This is a genomic window from Pseudomonas sp. WS 5021 (genome assembly GCF_012985535.1).
In the GTDB taxonomy this organism is placed as follows: domain Bacteria; phylum Pseudomonadota; class Gammaproteobacteria; order Pseudomonadales; family Pseudomonadaceae; genus Aquipseudomonas.
In genome coordinates this window covers 536674-553494 of the sequence record NZ_JAAQWP010000001.1, presented here as the reverse complement: position 1 = coordinate 553494, position 16821 = coordinate 536674, and the positions used below count along the sequence as shown (strand labels likewise).

At 62.7% G+C, this 16821-nt stretch carries 13 protein-coding genes; 10 read left to right on the top strand and 3 right to left on the bottom strand.

Annotated elements, in window-relative coordinates; genetic code table 11:
* Nucleotides 1–61 precede the first annotated feature (61 nt).
* Nucleotides 62–1018, bottom strand: a complete 957-nt coding sequence (locus tag HBO19_RS02505; protein ID WP_169954631.1) for a glucokinase — start codon at nt 1016–1018, stop codon at nt 62–64.
* The gene (gene edd, locus HBO19_RS02500; RefSeq protein ID WP_170056839.1) at nt 1015–2841 is read right to left on the bottom strand and encodes a phosphogluconate dehydratase; all 1827 of its coding nucleotides are present in this window, start codon (nt 2839–2841) and stop codon (nt 1015–1017) included. Before edd ends, HBO19_RS02505 begins: the two co-directional genes overlap by 4 nt.
* A gap of 221 nt (nt 2842–3062) precedes the next feature.
* On the opposite strand from edd, the gene gap reads away from it, so the two are divergent.
* From gap to HBO19_RS02465, 7 genes are all read left to right on the top strand, one after another.
* The gene (gap, locus tag HBO19_RS02495; RefSeq protein WP_029295415.1) at nt 3063–4064 is read left to right on the top strand and encodes a type I glyceraldehyde-3-phosphate dehydrogenase; all 1002 of its coding nucleotides are present in this window, start codon (nt 3063–3065) and stop codon (nt 4062–4064) included.
* Between the two features lie 198 nt (nt 4065–4262).
* A complete protein-coding gene (locus HBO19_RS02490; protein WP_169954629.1) occupies nt 4263–4781 on the top strand; it encodes a sigma-70 family RNA polymerase sigma factor in 519 nt (172 codons plus the stop codon).
* Between the two features lie 74 nt (nt 4782–4855).
* Nucleotides 4856–5824, top strand: a complete 969-nt coding sequence (locus tag HBO19_RS02485; RefSeq protein WP_169954628.1) for a FecR domain-containing protein — start codon at nt 4856–4858, stop codon at nt 5822–5824.
* 115 nt (nt 5825–5939) lie between these two features.
* On the top strand, nt 5940–8507 hold the full coding sequence (locus tag HBO19_RS02480) for a TonB-dependent receptor (RefSeq protein ID WP_170056838.1): 2568 nt from the start codon (nt 5940–5942) through the stop codon (nt 8505–8507).
* A 127-nt stretch (nt 8508–8634) separates the two neighbouring features.
* Nucleotides 8635–9243, top strand: a complete 609-nt coding sequence (locus HBO19_RS02475) for a biliverdin-producing heme oxygenase (RefSeq protein WP_169954626.1) — start codon at nt 8635–8637, stop codon at nt 9241–9243.
* Between the two features lie 178 nt (nt 9244–9421).
* A complete protein-coding gene (locus HBO19_RS02470) occupies nt 9422–9826 on the top strand; it encodes a YbaN family protein (RefSeq protein ID WP_170056837.1) in 405 nt (134 codons plus the stop codon).
* Between the two features lie 126 nt (nt 9827–9952).
* On the top strand, nt 9953–12091 hold the full coding sequence (locus HBO19_RS02465; protein ID WP_170056836.1) for a methyl-accepting chemotaxis protein: 2139 nt from the start codon (nt 9953–9955) through the stop codon (nt 12089–12091).
* 204 nt (nt 12092–12295) lie between these two features.
* On the opposite strand, the gene HBO19_RS02460 is transcribed toward HBO19_RS02465, so the two are convergent.
* Nucleotides 12296–12859 (bottom strand): nitroreductase family protein, encoded by a 564-nt coding sequence (locus HBO19_RS02460; RefSeq protein WP_170056835.1) that lies wholly within the window; start codon nt 12857–12859, stop codon nt 12296–12298.
* A gap of 148 nt (nt 12860–13007) precedes the next feature.
* On the opposite strand from HBO19_RS02460, the gene HBO19_RS02455 reads away from it, so the two are divergent.
* Genes HBO19_RS02455 through HBO19_RS02445 form a run of 3 tightly spaced genes read left to right on the top strand, consistent with a single transcriptional unit; the run spans nt 13008 to nt 16634 of the window.
* Nucleotides 13008–14438 carry a di-heme oxidoredictase family protein gene (locus HBO19_RS02455; RefSeq protein WP_170056834.1) on the top strand — a complete coding sequence of 477 codons (1431 nt, stop codon included), beginning with the start codon at nt 13008–13010 and terminating at the stop codon, nt 14436–14438.
* A 31-nt stretch (nt 14439–14469) separates the two neighbouring features.
* Complete coding sequence (locus HBO19_RS02450; protein WP_169954621.1) at nt 14470–15534, top strand: imelysin family protein; 1065 nt, start codon at nt 14470–14472, stop codon at nt 15532–15534.
* A gap of 2 nt (nt 15535–15536) precedes the next feature.
* A complete protein-coding gene (locus HBO19_RS02445; RefSeq protein ID WP_169954700.1) occupies nt 15537–16634 on the top strand; it encodes a DUF1513 domain-containing protein in 1098 nt (365 codons plus the stop codon).
* Nucleotides 16635–16821 lie beyond the last annotated feature (187 nt).

The following is a 16821-nucleotide window of genomic DNA, read 5'->3' as shown; positions in this document are numbered from 1 at the left end:
TTTGATTTGTGAACACAATCAAATGTGGGAGCGGGCCTGCCCGCGATAAGGCCATCACTGCCTACGCAAATGCCTGCTCCAATGCCACGCCCGCCCCGGTCAACCCGGAATACGGCGCCGTCACCAACCACACCGGGATACCTTTGAAGTAGTCGCTCATGCAGCCTTTGTCCGCAAAGCTCTTGGCAAAACCACTGTTGATAAAGAACTCGGCAAACCGCGGGATCACCCCGCCCACGATATACACACCACCCCGGGCACCGGTGGTCAGCACGTTATTGCCGGCCACGCGGCCCAGCCAGATGCTGAACTGGTCCAGGACCTCCATCGCCACCGGATCGCCAGCCAGCCCCGCAGCGGTAATCGCCTCCGGGGTTTGCAATACCGCCGGGTGGCCGTCCACCGCGCAGATCGCCCGGTACAAGCGGGGCAAACCGCCGCCGCTCAGGGCCGTCTCGGCGCTGACATGCCCGATTTCGTTGTAGATGTGCTGCCACAACTGGGTTTCCCGTGGGCTGCTCAGGGGCAGGTCGACATGCCCGCCCTCCCCCGGCAACGCAGCCCAGCGGCCGGCGCCCAGGTCGAGCAGAGTGCCCACGCCCAGCCCCGTGCCCGGGCCGATCACCACCGCCGGGCGCCACGGCTCCGGTGTGCCGGCGCAGACCACGCGGTATTCATCAGGCTGCAGGCGAGTCATGCCCAGGGCCATGGCCGAGAAGTCATTGACCAGCAACAGTTCGTCCACTTGCAGCGCCTTGCAGAACGCGGTCTTGCTCAGGCGCCAGTGGTTGTTGGTGAACTTGAACTCGTCACCACTCACCGGCCCCGCCACCGACAGGCACACCGCGCCGATGGACCCCGGCGCCAAACCTTCCTCGGCGAGGTAGACCTGGATCGCCTCCTCGGGGCTGGCGTGATCCGCCGTGGCCAGCACCCGGATCGAATGCAGTGCCTGGTCCCGCCACAACGCAAACCGGGCGTTGGTACCGCCAATATCACCAACCAGCGCAAGCTTCACTTGAGTGTCTCCAGGGCAGAGGTAAAGGCGCTGGCGCCCTGCTCTGCGGAGCTTGCGGCCAGGCGCATAAATGCAAACAGCTCGCGACCGGCCCCCACGTTATTGCCCAACAGGCCCGTGGCAGGCGCGCGCGCTGCAAATTCTTCGGCGTCCACCTTAAGCTCCAGGGTGCCTTTGACGCCATCGACGCGAATGATATCGCCATCCTTGACCCGCGCCAGCGCGCCACCACGCTGGGCTTCGGGGCTGACGTGAATCGCGGCGGGGATTTTACCCGAGGCGCCAGACATACGCCCGTCTGTCACCAATGCAACCTTGAAGCCACGGTCCTGGAGCACACCGAGGAACGGCGTCATCTTGTGCAATTCCGGCATGCCATTAGAGCGCGGGCCCTGGAAGCGCATCACGGCGACAAAATCCTTCTCCAACTGGCCGGCCTTGAACGCATCGGCCAGGTCCTGCTGGTCCTGGAACACCACGGCTGGCGCTTCGACGATTTGATGTTCGAGGGCCACCGCCGAGACTTTCATCACCCCACGGCCGAGGTTGCCTTCCATCACCCGCAAGCCGCCCTCCGGGGAGAAGGCCCGAGCTACCGGGCGCAGGATGCTTTCGTCGAGGCTTTCGATCGGGCCTTCGCGCCAGATCAGTTCGCCGTCCACCAGGAACGGTTCGCGGGTGTAGCGGCTCAAGCCATGGCCGGCGACGGTGTTGACGTCTTCGTGGAGCAGGCCGGCTTCCAGCAGCTCGCGGATCAGGAACGACATGCCGCCCGCCGCCTGGAAGTGGTTGATGTCGGCCTTGCCGTTCGGGTAGACGTGGGACAGGGTCGGCACCACTTCCGAGAGGTCGGCCATGTCCTGCCAGGTGAGGATGATGCCCGCCGCCATGGCGATGGCCGGCATATGCAGGGTGTGGTTGGTCGAGCCGCCGGTGGCGTTGAGGGCGACGATGGAGTTGACCAGGGATTTTTCGTCGACGATCTCGCCAATCGGCGTGAAGTTACCGTTGGCCTTGGTCAGGCGCGTGACCTGGTGCGCGGCCTCACGGGTCAGCGCATCACGCAGCGGTGTGTACGGGTTGACGAACGAGGCGCCCGGCAAGTGCAGGCCCATCACTTCCATCAGCAACTGGTTGGTATTGGCGGTGCCGTAGAAGGTGCAGGTGCCGGGGCTGTGGTAGGACTTCATCTCCGATTCCAGCAGCTCTTCGCGGCTGGCCTTGCCTTCGGCGTAGCGCTGGCGCACATCGGCCTTCTGCTTGTTGGAGATGCCCGACGGCATCGGCCCACCGGGCACGAAGATCATCGGCAGGTGGCCATAACGCAGGGCGCCCATCATCAGGCCGGGGACGATCTTGTCGCAGATCCCCAGCATCAGCGCGGCGTCGAACATGTTGTGGGACAGCGCTACCGCCGTGGACATGGCAATCACTTCACGGCTCAGCAGGCTCAGCTCCATGCCCGGCTCGCCCTGGGTCACGCCGTCGCACATGGCCGGGGTGCCGCCGGCGAACTGGCCAACCGAGCCGACTTCGCGCAGGGCTTTTTTGATCTGTTCCGGGAAATGTTCGTACGGCTGGTGCGCCGAGAGCATGTCGTTATATGACGAAACAATTGCCACGTTGGCGGCATTCATCATGCGCAGGCTGTTTTTGTCTTCAGTGCCGCAGCCGGCCACGCCGTGGGCAAAGTTGGCGCATTGCAGCTTGCCGCGCATCGGCCCGTCGCTGGCCGCGCCGCGAATCAGCGCAAGGTACGCCTCACGGGTTGCCCGGCTGCGGGCGATAAGGCGTTCGGTGACCTCAAGTACGCGGGGATGCATGTGTAGAACTCCAGGCTAACGGATGTGGCGACCTGAGTGTCTATGCTGGTCAAAAGCCCGCCGCGAAGAGGTTGGCAGGGAGTTACTTGACCAATCGGACCAGTTGATTCAGGTCACTCGTTGTAGATTGAACAAAATATTGCCACTAAAAAGGCTTGTTTTCTATTTTTATGCGAATAATCTTGTAATTCTTACAACAAATCGACGACAGGCGCTTTCAAATGACTCTTCGAATTGCAATCAATGGTTTTGGCCGCATTGGCCGCAACGTCCTGCGCGCACTTTATACCCAAGGCTACCGTCAGGATTTGCAGATCGTCGCCATCAATGACCTGGGCGACAGTTCGATCAATGCCCACCTGCTCAAATACGACACCGTCCATGGCACTTTCGATGCAGAGGTCGCTCACGATCAGGAAAGCCTGACCGTCAATGGCGACCGGATTGCCGTGAGTGCCATTCGCAACCCCGCCGACCTGCCGTGGGCTGCACACAAGATCGACGTGGTGTTCGAATGCACCGGCCTGTTCACCGACCGTGACAAGGCCGCCGCCCATATTAGCGCCGGTGCGCGCAAGGTGATCATCTCGGCCCCGGCCAAGGGCGCGGATGCCACCGTGGTCTACGGGGTCAACCATGACATTTTGCGTCAATCCCACCAGATCATCTCCAACGCCTCCTGCACCACCAACTGTCTGGCGCCGGTGGCCCAGGTGCTGCATCGCGAGCTGGGTATCGAAAGCGGCCTGATGACCACCATTCATGCCTACACCAACGACCAGAACCTGACCGACGTCTACCACACCGACCCGTACCGCGCCCGTTCGGCCACGCAGAACATGATCCCGAGCAAGACCGGCGCTGCCGAAGCGGTGGGCCTGGTGCTGCCGGAACTGGCAGGCAAGCTGACCGGCATGGCGGTGCGGGTGCCGGTGATCAACGTGTCGCTGGTGGACCTGACCGTGCAACTGAAAAAAGAAGCCACGGCCGATGAGGTCAACGCGCTGCTCAAAGAAGCCAGCCAGCACTCGAAAATCCTCGGCTACAACACCCTGCCGCTGGTTTCCAGCGACTTCAACCATAACCCGCTGTCGTCGATCTTCGACGCCAACCACACCAAGTCCAGCGGCAAGCTGCTCAAGGTATTGGCCTGGTACGACAACGAATGGGGCTTCTCCAACCGCATGCTGGATAACTGCCTGGCGCTGTGTAACGCCGAGTAACCCCCCCTGTGGGAGCGGGCTTGTGTGGGAGCTGGCTTGCCTGCGATGCAGACGGCGCGGTGTATCTGCCGCCACTCAGTGATGCAATCGCAGGCAAGCCAGCTCCCACAGGGATTCGTGCAAGCTCATACATTCGCCACTTGCCATTTGCGCTGATGATAAGCATTATCATTAACTGCCAATCGGTCCGGTATCACTGTGAGCCTATCTCGCTTCAATCAAGTCTTCCTCACCCAACGGGTGGTGCTACTGCGCACCTTGCAGCGGATGGTGAATAACCACAGCACCGCCGAGGACCTGTTGCAGGAAACCTACCTGCGCGTCACACGGGCCCTCAGCGAACGACCGATTGATCACCTCGAACCTTTCGTGTTCCAGACCGCGCGCAACCTGGCCCTGGATCATCTACGCTCGCGTCGGATCCAGTCCCGCACCTTGCAGGAAGATGTCCCGATGGATGTCCTGCAAAGCGTCGCCTCGCCAGTCACCACGCCCGAAGACGCCGCCCACGCCGAGCAATTGCTGGAGCACCTGAGCGTCAGCCTCGGGCAGTTGAGCGCCCGCCAGCAGCAGATCTTTATCCTCAGCCGCCTGCACGGTTGCAGCTACCAGGAGATTGCCGACCAGTTGCAGGTGTCCTTGAGCACCGTGCAAAAGGAACTGAAATTGATCATGGCCATCTGCATAGGTGTGGCCGAACGGCTCGATCACCCTTAAGCTTTGTCGGGACAAGCCGACAGCAATGTCACAAAAGCTATTGAATAAAACGTGGCGAAGACCCGAGGAACACCGTGACGGACCCGAACAAACTGCACCCCCATGAGCTGGCTCATGAGGTGTTGCAACATGCGGCCATGGACCAAGCCCTCGACTGGCTGATCGCTTTGCAGTGCCCGCAGCCTGGCCAGCAAGCCGAGTTCCAGGCCTGGCTGGATGCCGACCCGAGTCACGCCCAAGCCTTCGCCAAAGCCCAGGCCGCCTGGGGCGGTGCGCCGGTGCACAGCGCCGCCGTGGCCCTGAATGCGCCGCGCAAGCCCAGCGCCTGGCGGCGCATCAAGCCGCACTGGAAGCCATTGGCCACGGCGGCGGTGTTGCTGCTGGGGCTGTTCAGCTTCAGCAACCTGCCGGTGCGCCTGCAGGCCGATCATTTGACCGTGGTCGGTGAACGCCAGCGCCTGCAACTGGATGACGGCTCCAAGGTGCTGCTCAACACCAACTCGGCGTTTTCCAGCACCATCGACGAGCATCAGCGCATCGCCCGCCTGTATCAGGGCGAGGCGTTTTTCGAAGTCGCGGCCAACCGTGGCCTGCCCCTGCAGATCGACGCCGGCCCGGTGCGCGCCAGCGTCAGCGATACGGCGTTTGCCGTGCGCTATCTCAACGGTGAGGCGCAGGTGCAGGTACAACGCGGGGATGTCGACCTGAGCACCACCTTCGGCAACAACCGGGTGCGCCTGAGTGCCGGCGAGAGCATTCGCGTCGGCCCCAAGGGTTTCGGCCAACCGGCCAAGCTCGATGCCACCAAGGAACTGGCGTGGGTCCAGGGCCGGCTGGTCTTTGAAAACTGCCCGATGAGCGAGGTGCTGGCAGAGCTGCGGCGCTATTACCCGGGCTGGATCGTCAATACCAACGAGCAACTGGCCAGCGTCGCCGTGACCGGTAATTACCGTCTGGACCAACCGCTGGACGTGGTGCGTTCCCTGGCCCACATCACCTCGGCCAAACTCTCGGAGTTCCCTGCGCTAGTGATTCTCAACTGAGAATAATTATTTTTACTCGATAGCCACCGCTGGTACGTCTCGTCTTAGCCAATGCAACTGATTCCTATTTGATTCAGGCTCGCAACTATAAGACTCGTCCCTCGGAGCGCTCTCGATGTCCTCTCGTTTCAACCGCCGGTCCTCTTCGCCTACGCTGTGCCTGCTGACCGCCGCCATCCTGCTGGCGGGCAGCCCGGTCCTCACGGCCACTGCCGCCGAACCCGCGGCGCGCAGCCACGCCAACTACACCTTCAGCATCGAGCAGCAATCCCTGGTCTCGGCACTCAACGCCTTTACCGCCGTCACCGGCTGGCAGATCGGCCTGCCCGCCGAACTGGGCCAAGGGGTTTCCTCCCCTGGCGTGCGCGGCTCGCTGACCCCGGAAAAAGCCCTGGACCGGCTGTTGGTGGGGACCAACCTGAACTACCGCAAACTGGGCAATAACAACATCGTCCTGGAAAAGCGCACGGCGGGTAGCGCTCTCACCCTGCAACAAATGACCATCAGCGCCACCCGTACGGAACAGGCGGTCGACAGCGTGCCCAGCACCGTCAGCGTGCATGAACGCGAGGAGCTGGACCGCCAGAACGTCAACACCATCCGCGAACTGGTGCGCTACGAACCGGGCGTCTCGGTCGGTGGCGCCGGCACCCGCTCCGGTAATTCCGGCTACAACATTCGCGGCATCGACGGCGACCGCATCCTCACCCAGGTGGACGGTGTAGAGGTGCCGGACAACTTCTTCAACGGCCCGTACGCCAAGACCCGCCGCAACTATGTCGACCCGGAAATCGTCAAGCGCGTCGAGATTATCCGCGGCCCGGCCTCGGCCCTGTACGGCAGCAGCGCCATCGGCGGCGCCGTCAGCTACTTCACCCTCGACCCGGACGACATCATCAAGCCCGGCCAGGATGTGGGCGCGCGCCTGAAGACCGGCTACAGCTCGGCGGACGAAAGCTGGCTGACCTCCGGCACCGTCGCCGGGCGGGTGCAGGACTTCGACGGCTTGCTGCACCTGAGCCAGCGCAATGGCCACGAGATGGAGTCCTACAACGGCAACAACGCCACCGGCCTGGCCCGCACCGGCGCCAACCCGGAAGACGTGCGCACCACCAACGTGCTGGCCAAGCTGGGCTGGAACTACGGCGAAGACAACCGCCTGGGCCTGACCTACGAGAAGTACAAGGACGACCGCGACATCAACCAGAAAAGCGCGGTAGGCGGGATCTTCCTCGAAGGCCAGGGTATGAATATGTACCGTGACCGTCGCGGTAACGACACCATCACCCGCGAGCGCTTTGGCCTGGAAAACAAGTTTTCCCTCGACTCGCCGATTGCCGATCACATCAAGACCAGCCTCAACTACCAGATCGCCAAGACCGACCAGGCCACCAGCGAAATCTATCAGGCCGGCCGCCGCGTACTGCGGACCCGCGACACCCTCTACGAAGAAAAGCAGTGGGTGTTCGACGCGCAGTTGGACAAGGCCTTCGTCATCGGCGACACCGATCACCTGCTGACCTACGGCACCACGATCAAGCAGCAGAAAGTCACCGGTTCGCGCGAAGGTGCGGCGACCTGCCTGGCTGTAGGCGCCGGGTGTACCGCCATTGGCGCACCGAGCCCAACCCCTGCCGACAGCGTGAAAAAAGCCAGCGACTTCCCCGATCCGACCATCAACAGCTACGCGCTGTTCGCCCAGGATCAGATCAGTTGGAATGACTGGACCTTCCTGCCGAGCGTGCGCTACGACTACATCCAGCTCAAACCCAAGCTGACCGAAGAGTTCCTCAATACCACCGACCCGGACCGCAAGTTCCCCCACGACGACTCGAACAAAACCTGGCATCGTTTCTCGCCAAAACTGGGCGTGACCTACGCACTGACCGAGCAGTACACCTGGTTTGGCCAGTACGCCGAAGGTTTCCGTACGCCATCAGCCAAAGCGCTGTATGGCCGTTTTGAAAACCTGGGCGAAGGCTACGTCGTCGAGCCCAACTCGAACCTCAAGCCGGAAACCAGCAAGAGCTACGAAACCGGGATCCGTGGCAACTTCGACGCAGGCAATTTCGACGTCGCGGTGTTCTATAACAAGTACCGCGACTTCATTGACGAGGACAACGCTGCGCTGGGCCCAACCGGCACCATCTTCCAGCCAGGCAACATCAAGCGTGCCACCATCAAGGGCATGGAGGTCAAAGGGCGCTTGAACCTGGACGCCTTCGGCGCACCGCAAGGCCTGTACACCAAGGGCGCGATTGCCTACGCCCACGGGCGCAACGACGAAACCGGCCAGCCGCTGAACAGCGTCAACCCGCTCAAGGGTGTGTTCGGCCTTGGCTACGACCAGGACACCTACGGTGCGCTGGTCAGTTGGACCCTGGTCAAGAAACAGAACCGGGTCGACAGCGCCACGTTCTTTACCCCGACCGGCATCAAGGCCAATGGCCCGTTCAAGACCCCGGGCTTTGGCATCGTCGACCTGACCGGCTTCTACAAAGTCACCGACGAGCTGACCGTCAACGGCGGCCTGTACAACCTGACCGACAAGAAATACTGGAACTGGGATGACGTGCGCAGCTACGACGGTGTGGGCGAAGCCGGCGTGACGTCGCCAGCCAGCCTGGACCGCCTGACCCAGCCAGGACGCAACTTTGCGATCAACCTGATCTGGGACATCTGACCCATGCAGCCCCACCTCGCCGGTTTTATCGCCGGCGGGGTGAGGATTTTTTACTGTGACGCGTCTTCTTGTTCGTCTAGTAATAACAGCCTGGCAACAAGGCGCTTTTCCTTCTCAAGGACATCCAATGACCGCTTCCACTACCGCAGAACGCGCAAGCCTGCGCTCCCAGCGCCTGAACCAGATCACCAACGAGCCGCACACCAAGCTCGATGCCCTGGTCAAGGCTCACGCCCCGTTTGAAACCCAGGCCAACTTCGCCCGTTTCGTGGTGGCGCAGTACCTGTTCCAATCGGAACTGGTGGCGCTGTACAACGATCCCGAGCTGATCAAGCTGGTGCCGGACCTGGCCGAGCGCTGCCGCGCCGAAGCCGCCAAGCTGGACCTGGCCGACCTGGAAACCGAAGTACCCGCCCCCGTGGCCGGTGCCGTGCAGAACCCGAGCAAGGCCCAGGCCCTGGGCTGGCTGTTCGTGTCCGAAGGTTCCAAGCTGGGCGCAGCGTTCCTGATCAAGCGTGCCGTCGGCCTGGGCCTGAGCGAAACCTTCGGTGCCCGTCACCTGGGCGAGCCAGCCGGTGGTCGTGCAGAAGGCTGGAAGAGCTTCACCCGCACCCTCGACAGCCTGGAACTGAGCGCCGAAGAAGAAGCCGCAGCAGAAAAAGGTGCCGTGGATGCGTTTGTACGCTTCACCGTGTTGCTGGAACAGGCGTACGCTAGCGCCCCAGAACTGGCCTGATCGCGCTGCTGGAATGCAATGAATGTGAGAGCGGGGTTGTGTGGGAGCGGGCTTGCCTGCGATAGCATCGCCTCGGTCTAACTGATACACCGCAGCGTCTGCATCGCAGGCAAGCCAGCTCCCACATGTTGATCGCGCTCCATTTTCAGATTTTTCGAAACCCTGACAAATCGTACCTATGACAGCCCCCGCCCAATCCTCCTCCAAACTCGCCCGAATCCTGTTCGGCCTGCTGGCCTATGTCAGCCTGGGGATCGGCTTGATCGCGATTGTCGTGCCGGGCCTGCCCACCACCGAATTCATCCTGCTGGCCGCCTGGGCCGCCACCAAGAGCTCGCCGCGCCTGAGCGCCTGGCTGGAAAACCACCGGCTGTTCGGGCCGATCCTGTTCAACTGGCGCAACGGCAAGATCATCGCCCGTCGAGCCAAGGTCAGCGCCACCGTGAGCATGTTGCTGTGTGCCGGCCTGATGCTGGTGATGCTCGATCACGGCTGGCCGATCTACCTGGCCATCGCCGGTATGAGCCTGGGTAACCTGTGGATCTGGTCACGCCCCGAACGACTCGCGCGAACCGCTGCCTGAGCGCCCTACCGCTCATCGCCTATTCCTCATGAATTACCCGTCGGTGCCGATGTTCCGGGCATAGCGCCGAATGGACTTGGCCGTTGCCCTGCTTGCACACCAACAAGTCCAATCGCGAGTAAGCCCATGTTCGACACCCTCTCCATCCGCTTGAAAATCGTGCTGCTGTCCGGTCTCTGCCTGTTGGGGGTGATTGCGCTGATCGTCAGCCTGAATATCTACCAGTCCAACCAGAACGACCAACTGGTCAGCGCGTCCAGCTCGCGCATGCTCACCGCCAGCGTGGAGAACCTGCTCCAGGCCAAGGCCGCCGAGCAGGCCGTGCAGGTGCAGAAAGCCTTCGGCGAGAGCCTGTTGGTGGTCACCGCCCTCGCCGACCAGGTCAAGGACCTGCGTAACATGGCCGCCAAGCGTTCGCTGGAAGCGGCCACCGTGCGCGAGGAACTCAACCAGCGGATCAAGACTGCGTTCGAGCGCAATACCAAGGTGCTGGGGATCTGGTTGTCGTTTGAACCCAACGGCCTGGATGGCAAGGACAGCGAATTTATCGACGACAAGCTGCGCGCCTCCAACGAGGCCGGGCGGTTCTCCAGCTACTGGAGCCGTGCCGGTGGCGAAGGGCTGAACACCGTGATGGTGGAAGCGGACCTGACCAAGACCACCCTCAACCTCAGCGGTACGCCCTACAACATCTGGTACACCTGCCCACGGGATACCCGCAACGTTTGCCTGCTGGACCCGTACGCCGATGAAGTCGCCGGCAAGTCGATGCTGATGACCACCATCTCCCTGCCGCTGCTGGCCGACGGCAAGGTCATTGGGGTGATCGGCGTCGACATTGCGCTGGATGCCCTGCAAGCGGCGGCCAATACCGCGCAAAAAGAGCTGTTTGACGGCGCCGGGATCATGGAAATCCTCTCCAGCAGTGGCCTGATTGCCAGCTTCAGCGGCGAGCCGGACAAGGTCGGCAAGAGCATCGTCGATGTGCTCGGCGCCGAAGGCAAAGAGATCGTGCAACTGCTGTCCAGTGACACGCGCAAGGTCCGCGAGCAGGACGATACGATTCGCGCGGTGTATCCGGTCAAGCCGATTGCCGATGCCAAGCCTTGGGGCGTGGTGATCAAACTGCCCAAGGACGTGCTGCTGGCCGACTCGGTCAAGCTGCAAGGGGTCCTCGACGAGGCCCAGGCCCGTGGCACGCTGCAAGCGCTGTTGGTCGGCGCCGTAGCCGGCCTGCTGGGCCTGCTGCTGATGTGGCTGACCGCTACCGGCGTGACCCGCCCGATCAACAGCGTGGCGGCGATGCTCAAGGACATTGCCAGCGGCGACGGCGACCTGACCCAACGCCTGGCCTACACGAAAAAAGACGAACTGGGGGAGCTGGTCAGTTGGTTCAACCGCTTCCTCGACAAACTGCAACCGACCATCGCCCAGATCAAGCAGAGCATCACCGAAGCCCGCGGCACCGCCGACCAGTCCTCGGAAATCGCCCGCCAGACCAGCGAAGGCATGCAGGTACAGTTCCGCGAGATCGACCAGGTGGCAACCGCCTCCAACGAGATGAGCGCCACCGCCCATGATGTGGCCAACAGCGCCTCAAACGCGGCCAGTGCAGCGCGCGGCGCCGATCAATCGGCCCGCGAAGGCCTGGCGATTATCGAGCGCAGCACCCGCGATATCACCACCCTCGCCGAAGAAGTCAGCAAGGCGGTGACCGAAGTCGAAGCCCTGGCAGTCAACAGCGAGCAGATCGGCTCGGTGCTGGAGGTGATCCGCAGCATTGCCGAGCAGACCAACCTGCTGGCCCTCAATGCCGCGATTGAAGCCGCGCGCGCCGGGGAAAGCGGGCGGGGGTTTGCGGTAGTGGCGGACGAGGTACGTAACCTGGCGCGGCGCACTCAGGATTCGGTGGAAGAAATCCGCCTGGTGATCGAACGTATCCAGAGTGCGACCCGTGGGGTGGTGACCACCATGCATTCGAGCCAGAGCCAGGCACAGAACAACGCCGGGCAGATCCAGCAGGCGGTCCAGGCCCTGGGCAAGATCAGCGATGCGGTGACGGTGATCAGCGACATGAACCTGCAAATCGCCAGCGCCGCCGAAGAACAGAGCGCCGTGGCCGAAGAGGTCAACCGCAACGTTTCGGCGATCCGTACCGTGACCGAGACGTTGACTGGCCAGGCCACTGAATCAGCGGCGATCAGCAGCCAATTGAATGCATTGGCCAATCAGCAGATGAAACTGATGGATCAGTTCCGGGTGTAAGCCCAGGTCCTGAAAACAATGAAATACCCCTTGCGGGAGTGGGCTTGCCCTAATACCGATCAGTTAAGCGAACGCAATGCTCAAAGCAGTGAAGATCAAATGTGGGAGCGGGCTTGCCCGCGAATGCGGTGGGTCAGTAATGAATGTATTGACTGACCCACCGCATTCGCGAGCAAGCCCGCTCCCACATAGGTTTGCGGTGGGTCAGAGACCGGTCCAGGCGCTGACAAACGCCGTGATGTCTTCTTTGGCCGCCGTACGCGGCGGGTTCTGCGCGGTCCCCAGATAAAGGAAGCCAATCACTTCCTCACCCGCGGTCAACCCCAGGCCCTTGGCCACATGCGCCGAATACGACAACTCGCCGGTGCGCCACACCGCACCGATCCCCTGGGCATACGCCGCCAGCAAAATACCGTGGGCCGCACAGGCCGCCGCCAGCAACTGCTCGGACTTGGGCACCTTGAAGTGTTCCTGCAGACGGGCAATCACCACCACCACCAGCGGCGCACGCAATGGGCCGTTCTGCGCCTTGTCGATCACCGCTTGCGGGGCCTCGGGGTCTTGCAGGCGGGCCGCTTCGGCCAGCAGGGTGCCCATTTGCTCACGGGCCGCGCCTTCCACGGTGAGGAAGCGCCAAGGCCGCAGTTGGCCGTGATCCGGTGCACGCATGGCTGCCGCGAACAGCACTTCGCGCTGCTCGGCAGTGGGGGCCGGCTCCAGCAGGCGCGGTACGGAAACACGGTTGAGCAAAGCGTCGAGAGCCTGCATTGGCCACCTCCAGGAAAAATGTGCGGCCATTCTAGCGGGAATGCATCAGATTGGAGCAAACGATAATTGCTCTTATTCAATCCGCCCCGCCCTGTTAGACTTTGCCCCCTGAATTTCATCCACCGTCGCCCGTCTTCCAGGATTATCGATGCCCCGCTTGCCTCTTCGCCTGTCTGCACTCTTGATGGCCATGAGCCTGAGTGCCTGCGATGACGCCCCGCCGCCGACGTTTACCCAGGCCGAGCCGGGTGAGGCGCGTTCGGGAGGCAGCACGACGGTAAGGAAGACCGACCAGAATGCCTTTTCGCTGCCCTCGGCCAACCTGGCGCCAACGCGCCGCCTGGACTTCAGCGTCGGCAACAGTTTTTTCCGCAATCCGTGGGTGATCGCCCCGGCCACCACCACCGCCCGTGATGGGCTGGGGCCGCTGTTCAACACCAATGCCTGCCAGAACTGCCATATCAAGGATGGCCGCGGTCATCCGCCCTTGCCTGAGGCCAGCAACGCGGTGTCCATGCTGGTGCGCCTGTCGATCCCGGATTCGCCGCCCTACGCCAAGGTCATCGAGCAACTGGGGATCGTCCCCGAGCCGGTGTACGGCGGGCAGTTGCAGGACATGGCCGTGCCCGGTGTGGCCCCGGAAGGCAAGGTGCGAGTCGACTACACCCCGGTCAACGTCACGTTCAAGGACGGCACGGTGGTCGAGTTGCGCAAGCCGAGCCTGCAGATCACCCAGCTCGGCTACGGGCCGATGCACCCGGATACGCGGTTTTCTGCGCGCGTGGCGCCGCCGATGATCGGCCTGGGCTTGCTCGAAGCCATCAGCGACGCGGACATCCTGCAAAACGCCAGCAAACGCCCGGACAAAAACGGCGTGCTCGGCCGCCCGAACTGGGTCTGGGATGATGCCCAGCAAAAAACCGTGCTCGGGCGCTTTGGCTGGAAAGCCGGGCAACCGAACCTCAATCAACAAAATGTTCACGCGTTTTCTGGTGATATGGGCCTGACCACCCGCCTGCGGCCCATGGATGACTGTACCGACGCACAGGTTGCCTGTAAGCAGGCGCCCAACGGCAATGGCGAAAATGGCGAGCAGGAAGTCAGCGATAACATCCTGCGCCTGGTGCTGTTCTACACCCGCAACCTGGCCGTACCGGCGCGCCGTGATGTCAATGCGCAACAGGTGCTGGCCGGCAAAAACTTGTTTTTCCAGGCCGGGTGCCAGGCGTGCCACACGCCCACGTTCACCACGGCCAGCAATGCCGCCGAGCCGGAGCTGGCCAACCAGGTCATCCGCCCGTACAGCGACTTGCTGCTGCACGACATGGGCGAGGGCCTGGCCGATAACCGTACCGAATTCAAGGCCGGTGGCCGCGACTGGCGCACGCCGCCGTTGTGGGGCATTGGCCTGACACAAAACGTCAGTGGCCACACCCAGTTCCTGCATGACGGCCGCGCCCGCAACCTGCTTGAAGCCGTGCTGTGGCACGGCGGTGAAGCCCAGGCGGCGCAGCAACAGGTGTTGTCTTTTAATGCGCAGCAGCGAGCAGCATTGCTCGCGTTCCTGAATTCTCTATAAGCTTTGCCCCAATTATTGAAGGGAGCTCGACATGTTCCGTCCCAAGTTGTTGTTCACCAGCCTCGCCGCCCTGGCCCTTGGCGCCTGCGCGCCGCAGGATCCGCAAGCGGTCACCTCGGCGGCCATCGCCAAGCAAGTGATCCTGCCGACCTACAGCCGCTGGGTCGAAGCTGACCGGCAGTTGGCCGTCAGCGCCCTGGCTTACTGCCAAGGCAAGGAATCCCTGGAGACCGCCCGCGCCGACTTCCTCCACGCGCAAAAAGCCTGGGCCGAGTTGCAACCGCTGCTGATCGGCCCGCTGGCCGAGGGCAATCGCGCCTGGCAGGTGCAGTTCTGGCCAGACAAGAAAAACCTCGTTGGCCGTCAGGTCGAGCAACTGGCCACCGCCCAGCCGCAGATCGATGCCGCCGCCCTGGCCAAGTCCAGCGTTGTGGTGCAAGGCCTGTCGGCCTACGAATACATCCTGTATGACGCCAAGACCGACATCGCCAACGACGCCCAGAAAGCCCGCTACTGCCCGCTGCTGATCGCCATCGGCGAGCGCCAGAAGCAATTGGCCGAAGAAATTCTGGCCAGTTGGAACAGCACCGACGGCATGCTGGCGCAGATGACCAAGTTTCCTAACCAGCGCTACGCCGATTCCCACGAAGCCATCGCCGAACTGCTGCGCGTGCAGGTCACGGCCCTGGACACCCTGAAGAAAAAACTCGGCACGCCGATGGGTCGCCTGTCCAAGGGCATCCCCCAGCCGTTCCAGGCCGATGCGTGGCGCAGCCAATCGTCCCTGCAAGGCTTGCGAGCCAGCCTCGCGGCGGCCCAGACCGTTTGGGTCGGGGTCGACAACAAGGGCCTGCGCGGCCTGCTGCCTGCCGACCAGAAGCCTCTGGCCGAGAAGATCGACGCAGCCTACGCAGCCTCCCTGAAACTGTTCGACAGCAACCAGCGTTCGCTCAATGAACTGCTGGCCGACGACGCCGGGCGCGAGCAACTCAACGCTATCTACGACAGCCTCAACGTGGTCCACCGCCTGCACGAAGGCGAACTGGCCAAGGCGCTGGGCATCCAACTGGGCTTCAATGCCAACGACGGTGACTGATGATGCTCAGGCGACAGGCTTTGGCCATTGGTAGCGTGCTGCTCAGTGCAATCACCCTGGGCGGCTGGACGCTGTTCAAGCGCAAGGGCGACAGCCCGCTGCTGCTGTCGGCCCGGGATGATGGCGATGGCAAGCACTACGCCGTGGGCTATCGCCTGGATGGCAGCCAGGTGTTCGCCACCCAGGTTGGCCAGCGTTGCCACGACATCATCAACCACCCGAGCCTGCCCATCGCGCTGTTCGTGGCCCGCCGCCCGGGCACCGAGAGCTACCTGGTGGACCTGCGCGACGGCACGCTGCTGCAAACCGTGACGTCCCAGGCCAACCGGCACTTTTATGGGCATGCGGTGATCCACAAGAGTGGCGACTGGCTGTATGCCACGGAAAACGACACCACCGACCCCGGTCGCGGCCTGTTGGGGGTGTACCGGTTCGAAGGTGAGCGCCTGGTGCACAGTGGGGAGCTTTCCACCCATGGCATCGGCCCGCACCAGGTGTCGTGGATGCCCGATGGCGAGACTCTGATCGTGGCCAATGGCGGGATCCGCACCGAGGCCGAAAGCCGGGTCGAGATGAACCTCAACGCCATGGAACCCAGCCTGGTACTGATGCAGCGCGACGGCACGCTACTGAGCAAGGAAACCCTCGGCCAACCCATGAACAGCGTGCGCCATATGGGGATCGCCAGCGATGGCACGATCCTCACCGGGCAACAGTTCATGGGCCCGTCACAGGAGCGTTCCGAGCTGTTGGCGATCAAGCGTCCGGGCCAGCCGTTCGTGGCGTTCCCGGTGGCGGACGAGCAGTTGCAGGCCATGGGGCACTACACCGCCAGCGTGGCGGTACACAGTGAGCTGCGCCTGGTGGCACTGACCGCGCCACGGGGCAATCGCTTCTTTATCTGGGACATGGACAGCGGCGAACTGCGCCTGGACGGGCCGTTGCCCGACTGTGCCGGCGTGGGTGCGGTAGCGGACGGGTTTGTCGTGACATCCGGCCAGGGCCGCTGCCGTTTCTACGATTGCCGCCAGCCTCAACTGGTGGCCAAGCCCCTGGATCTGCCAACTGGGTTCTGGGATAACCACCTGCATTTGATCTGACGCCATCGCAGCGCTCCCGGGCTGATACCTGGGAGCCGCCCCACTGAAAAAATCCTACGCGACCTGTGAAAACGCCCCTCGACGAGGGAGCAGACTTCACACACACACTCGCGACTTTGCGTCTTATAGCACCCGCCTTTCTCGTGAAGACTGCGTGGCTCACCGTGCCAGCGGCGCTCCTGCGTGC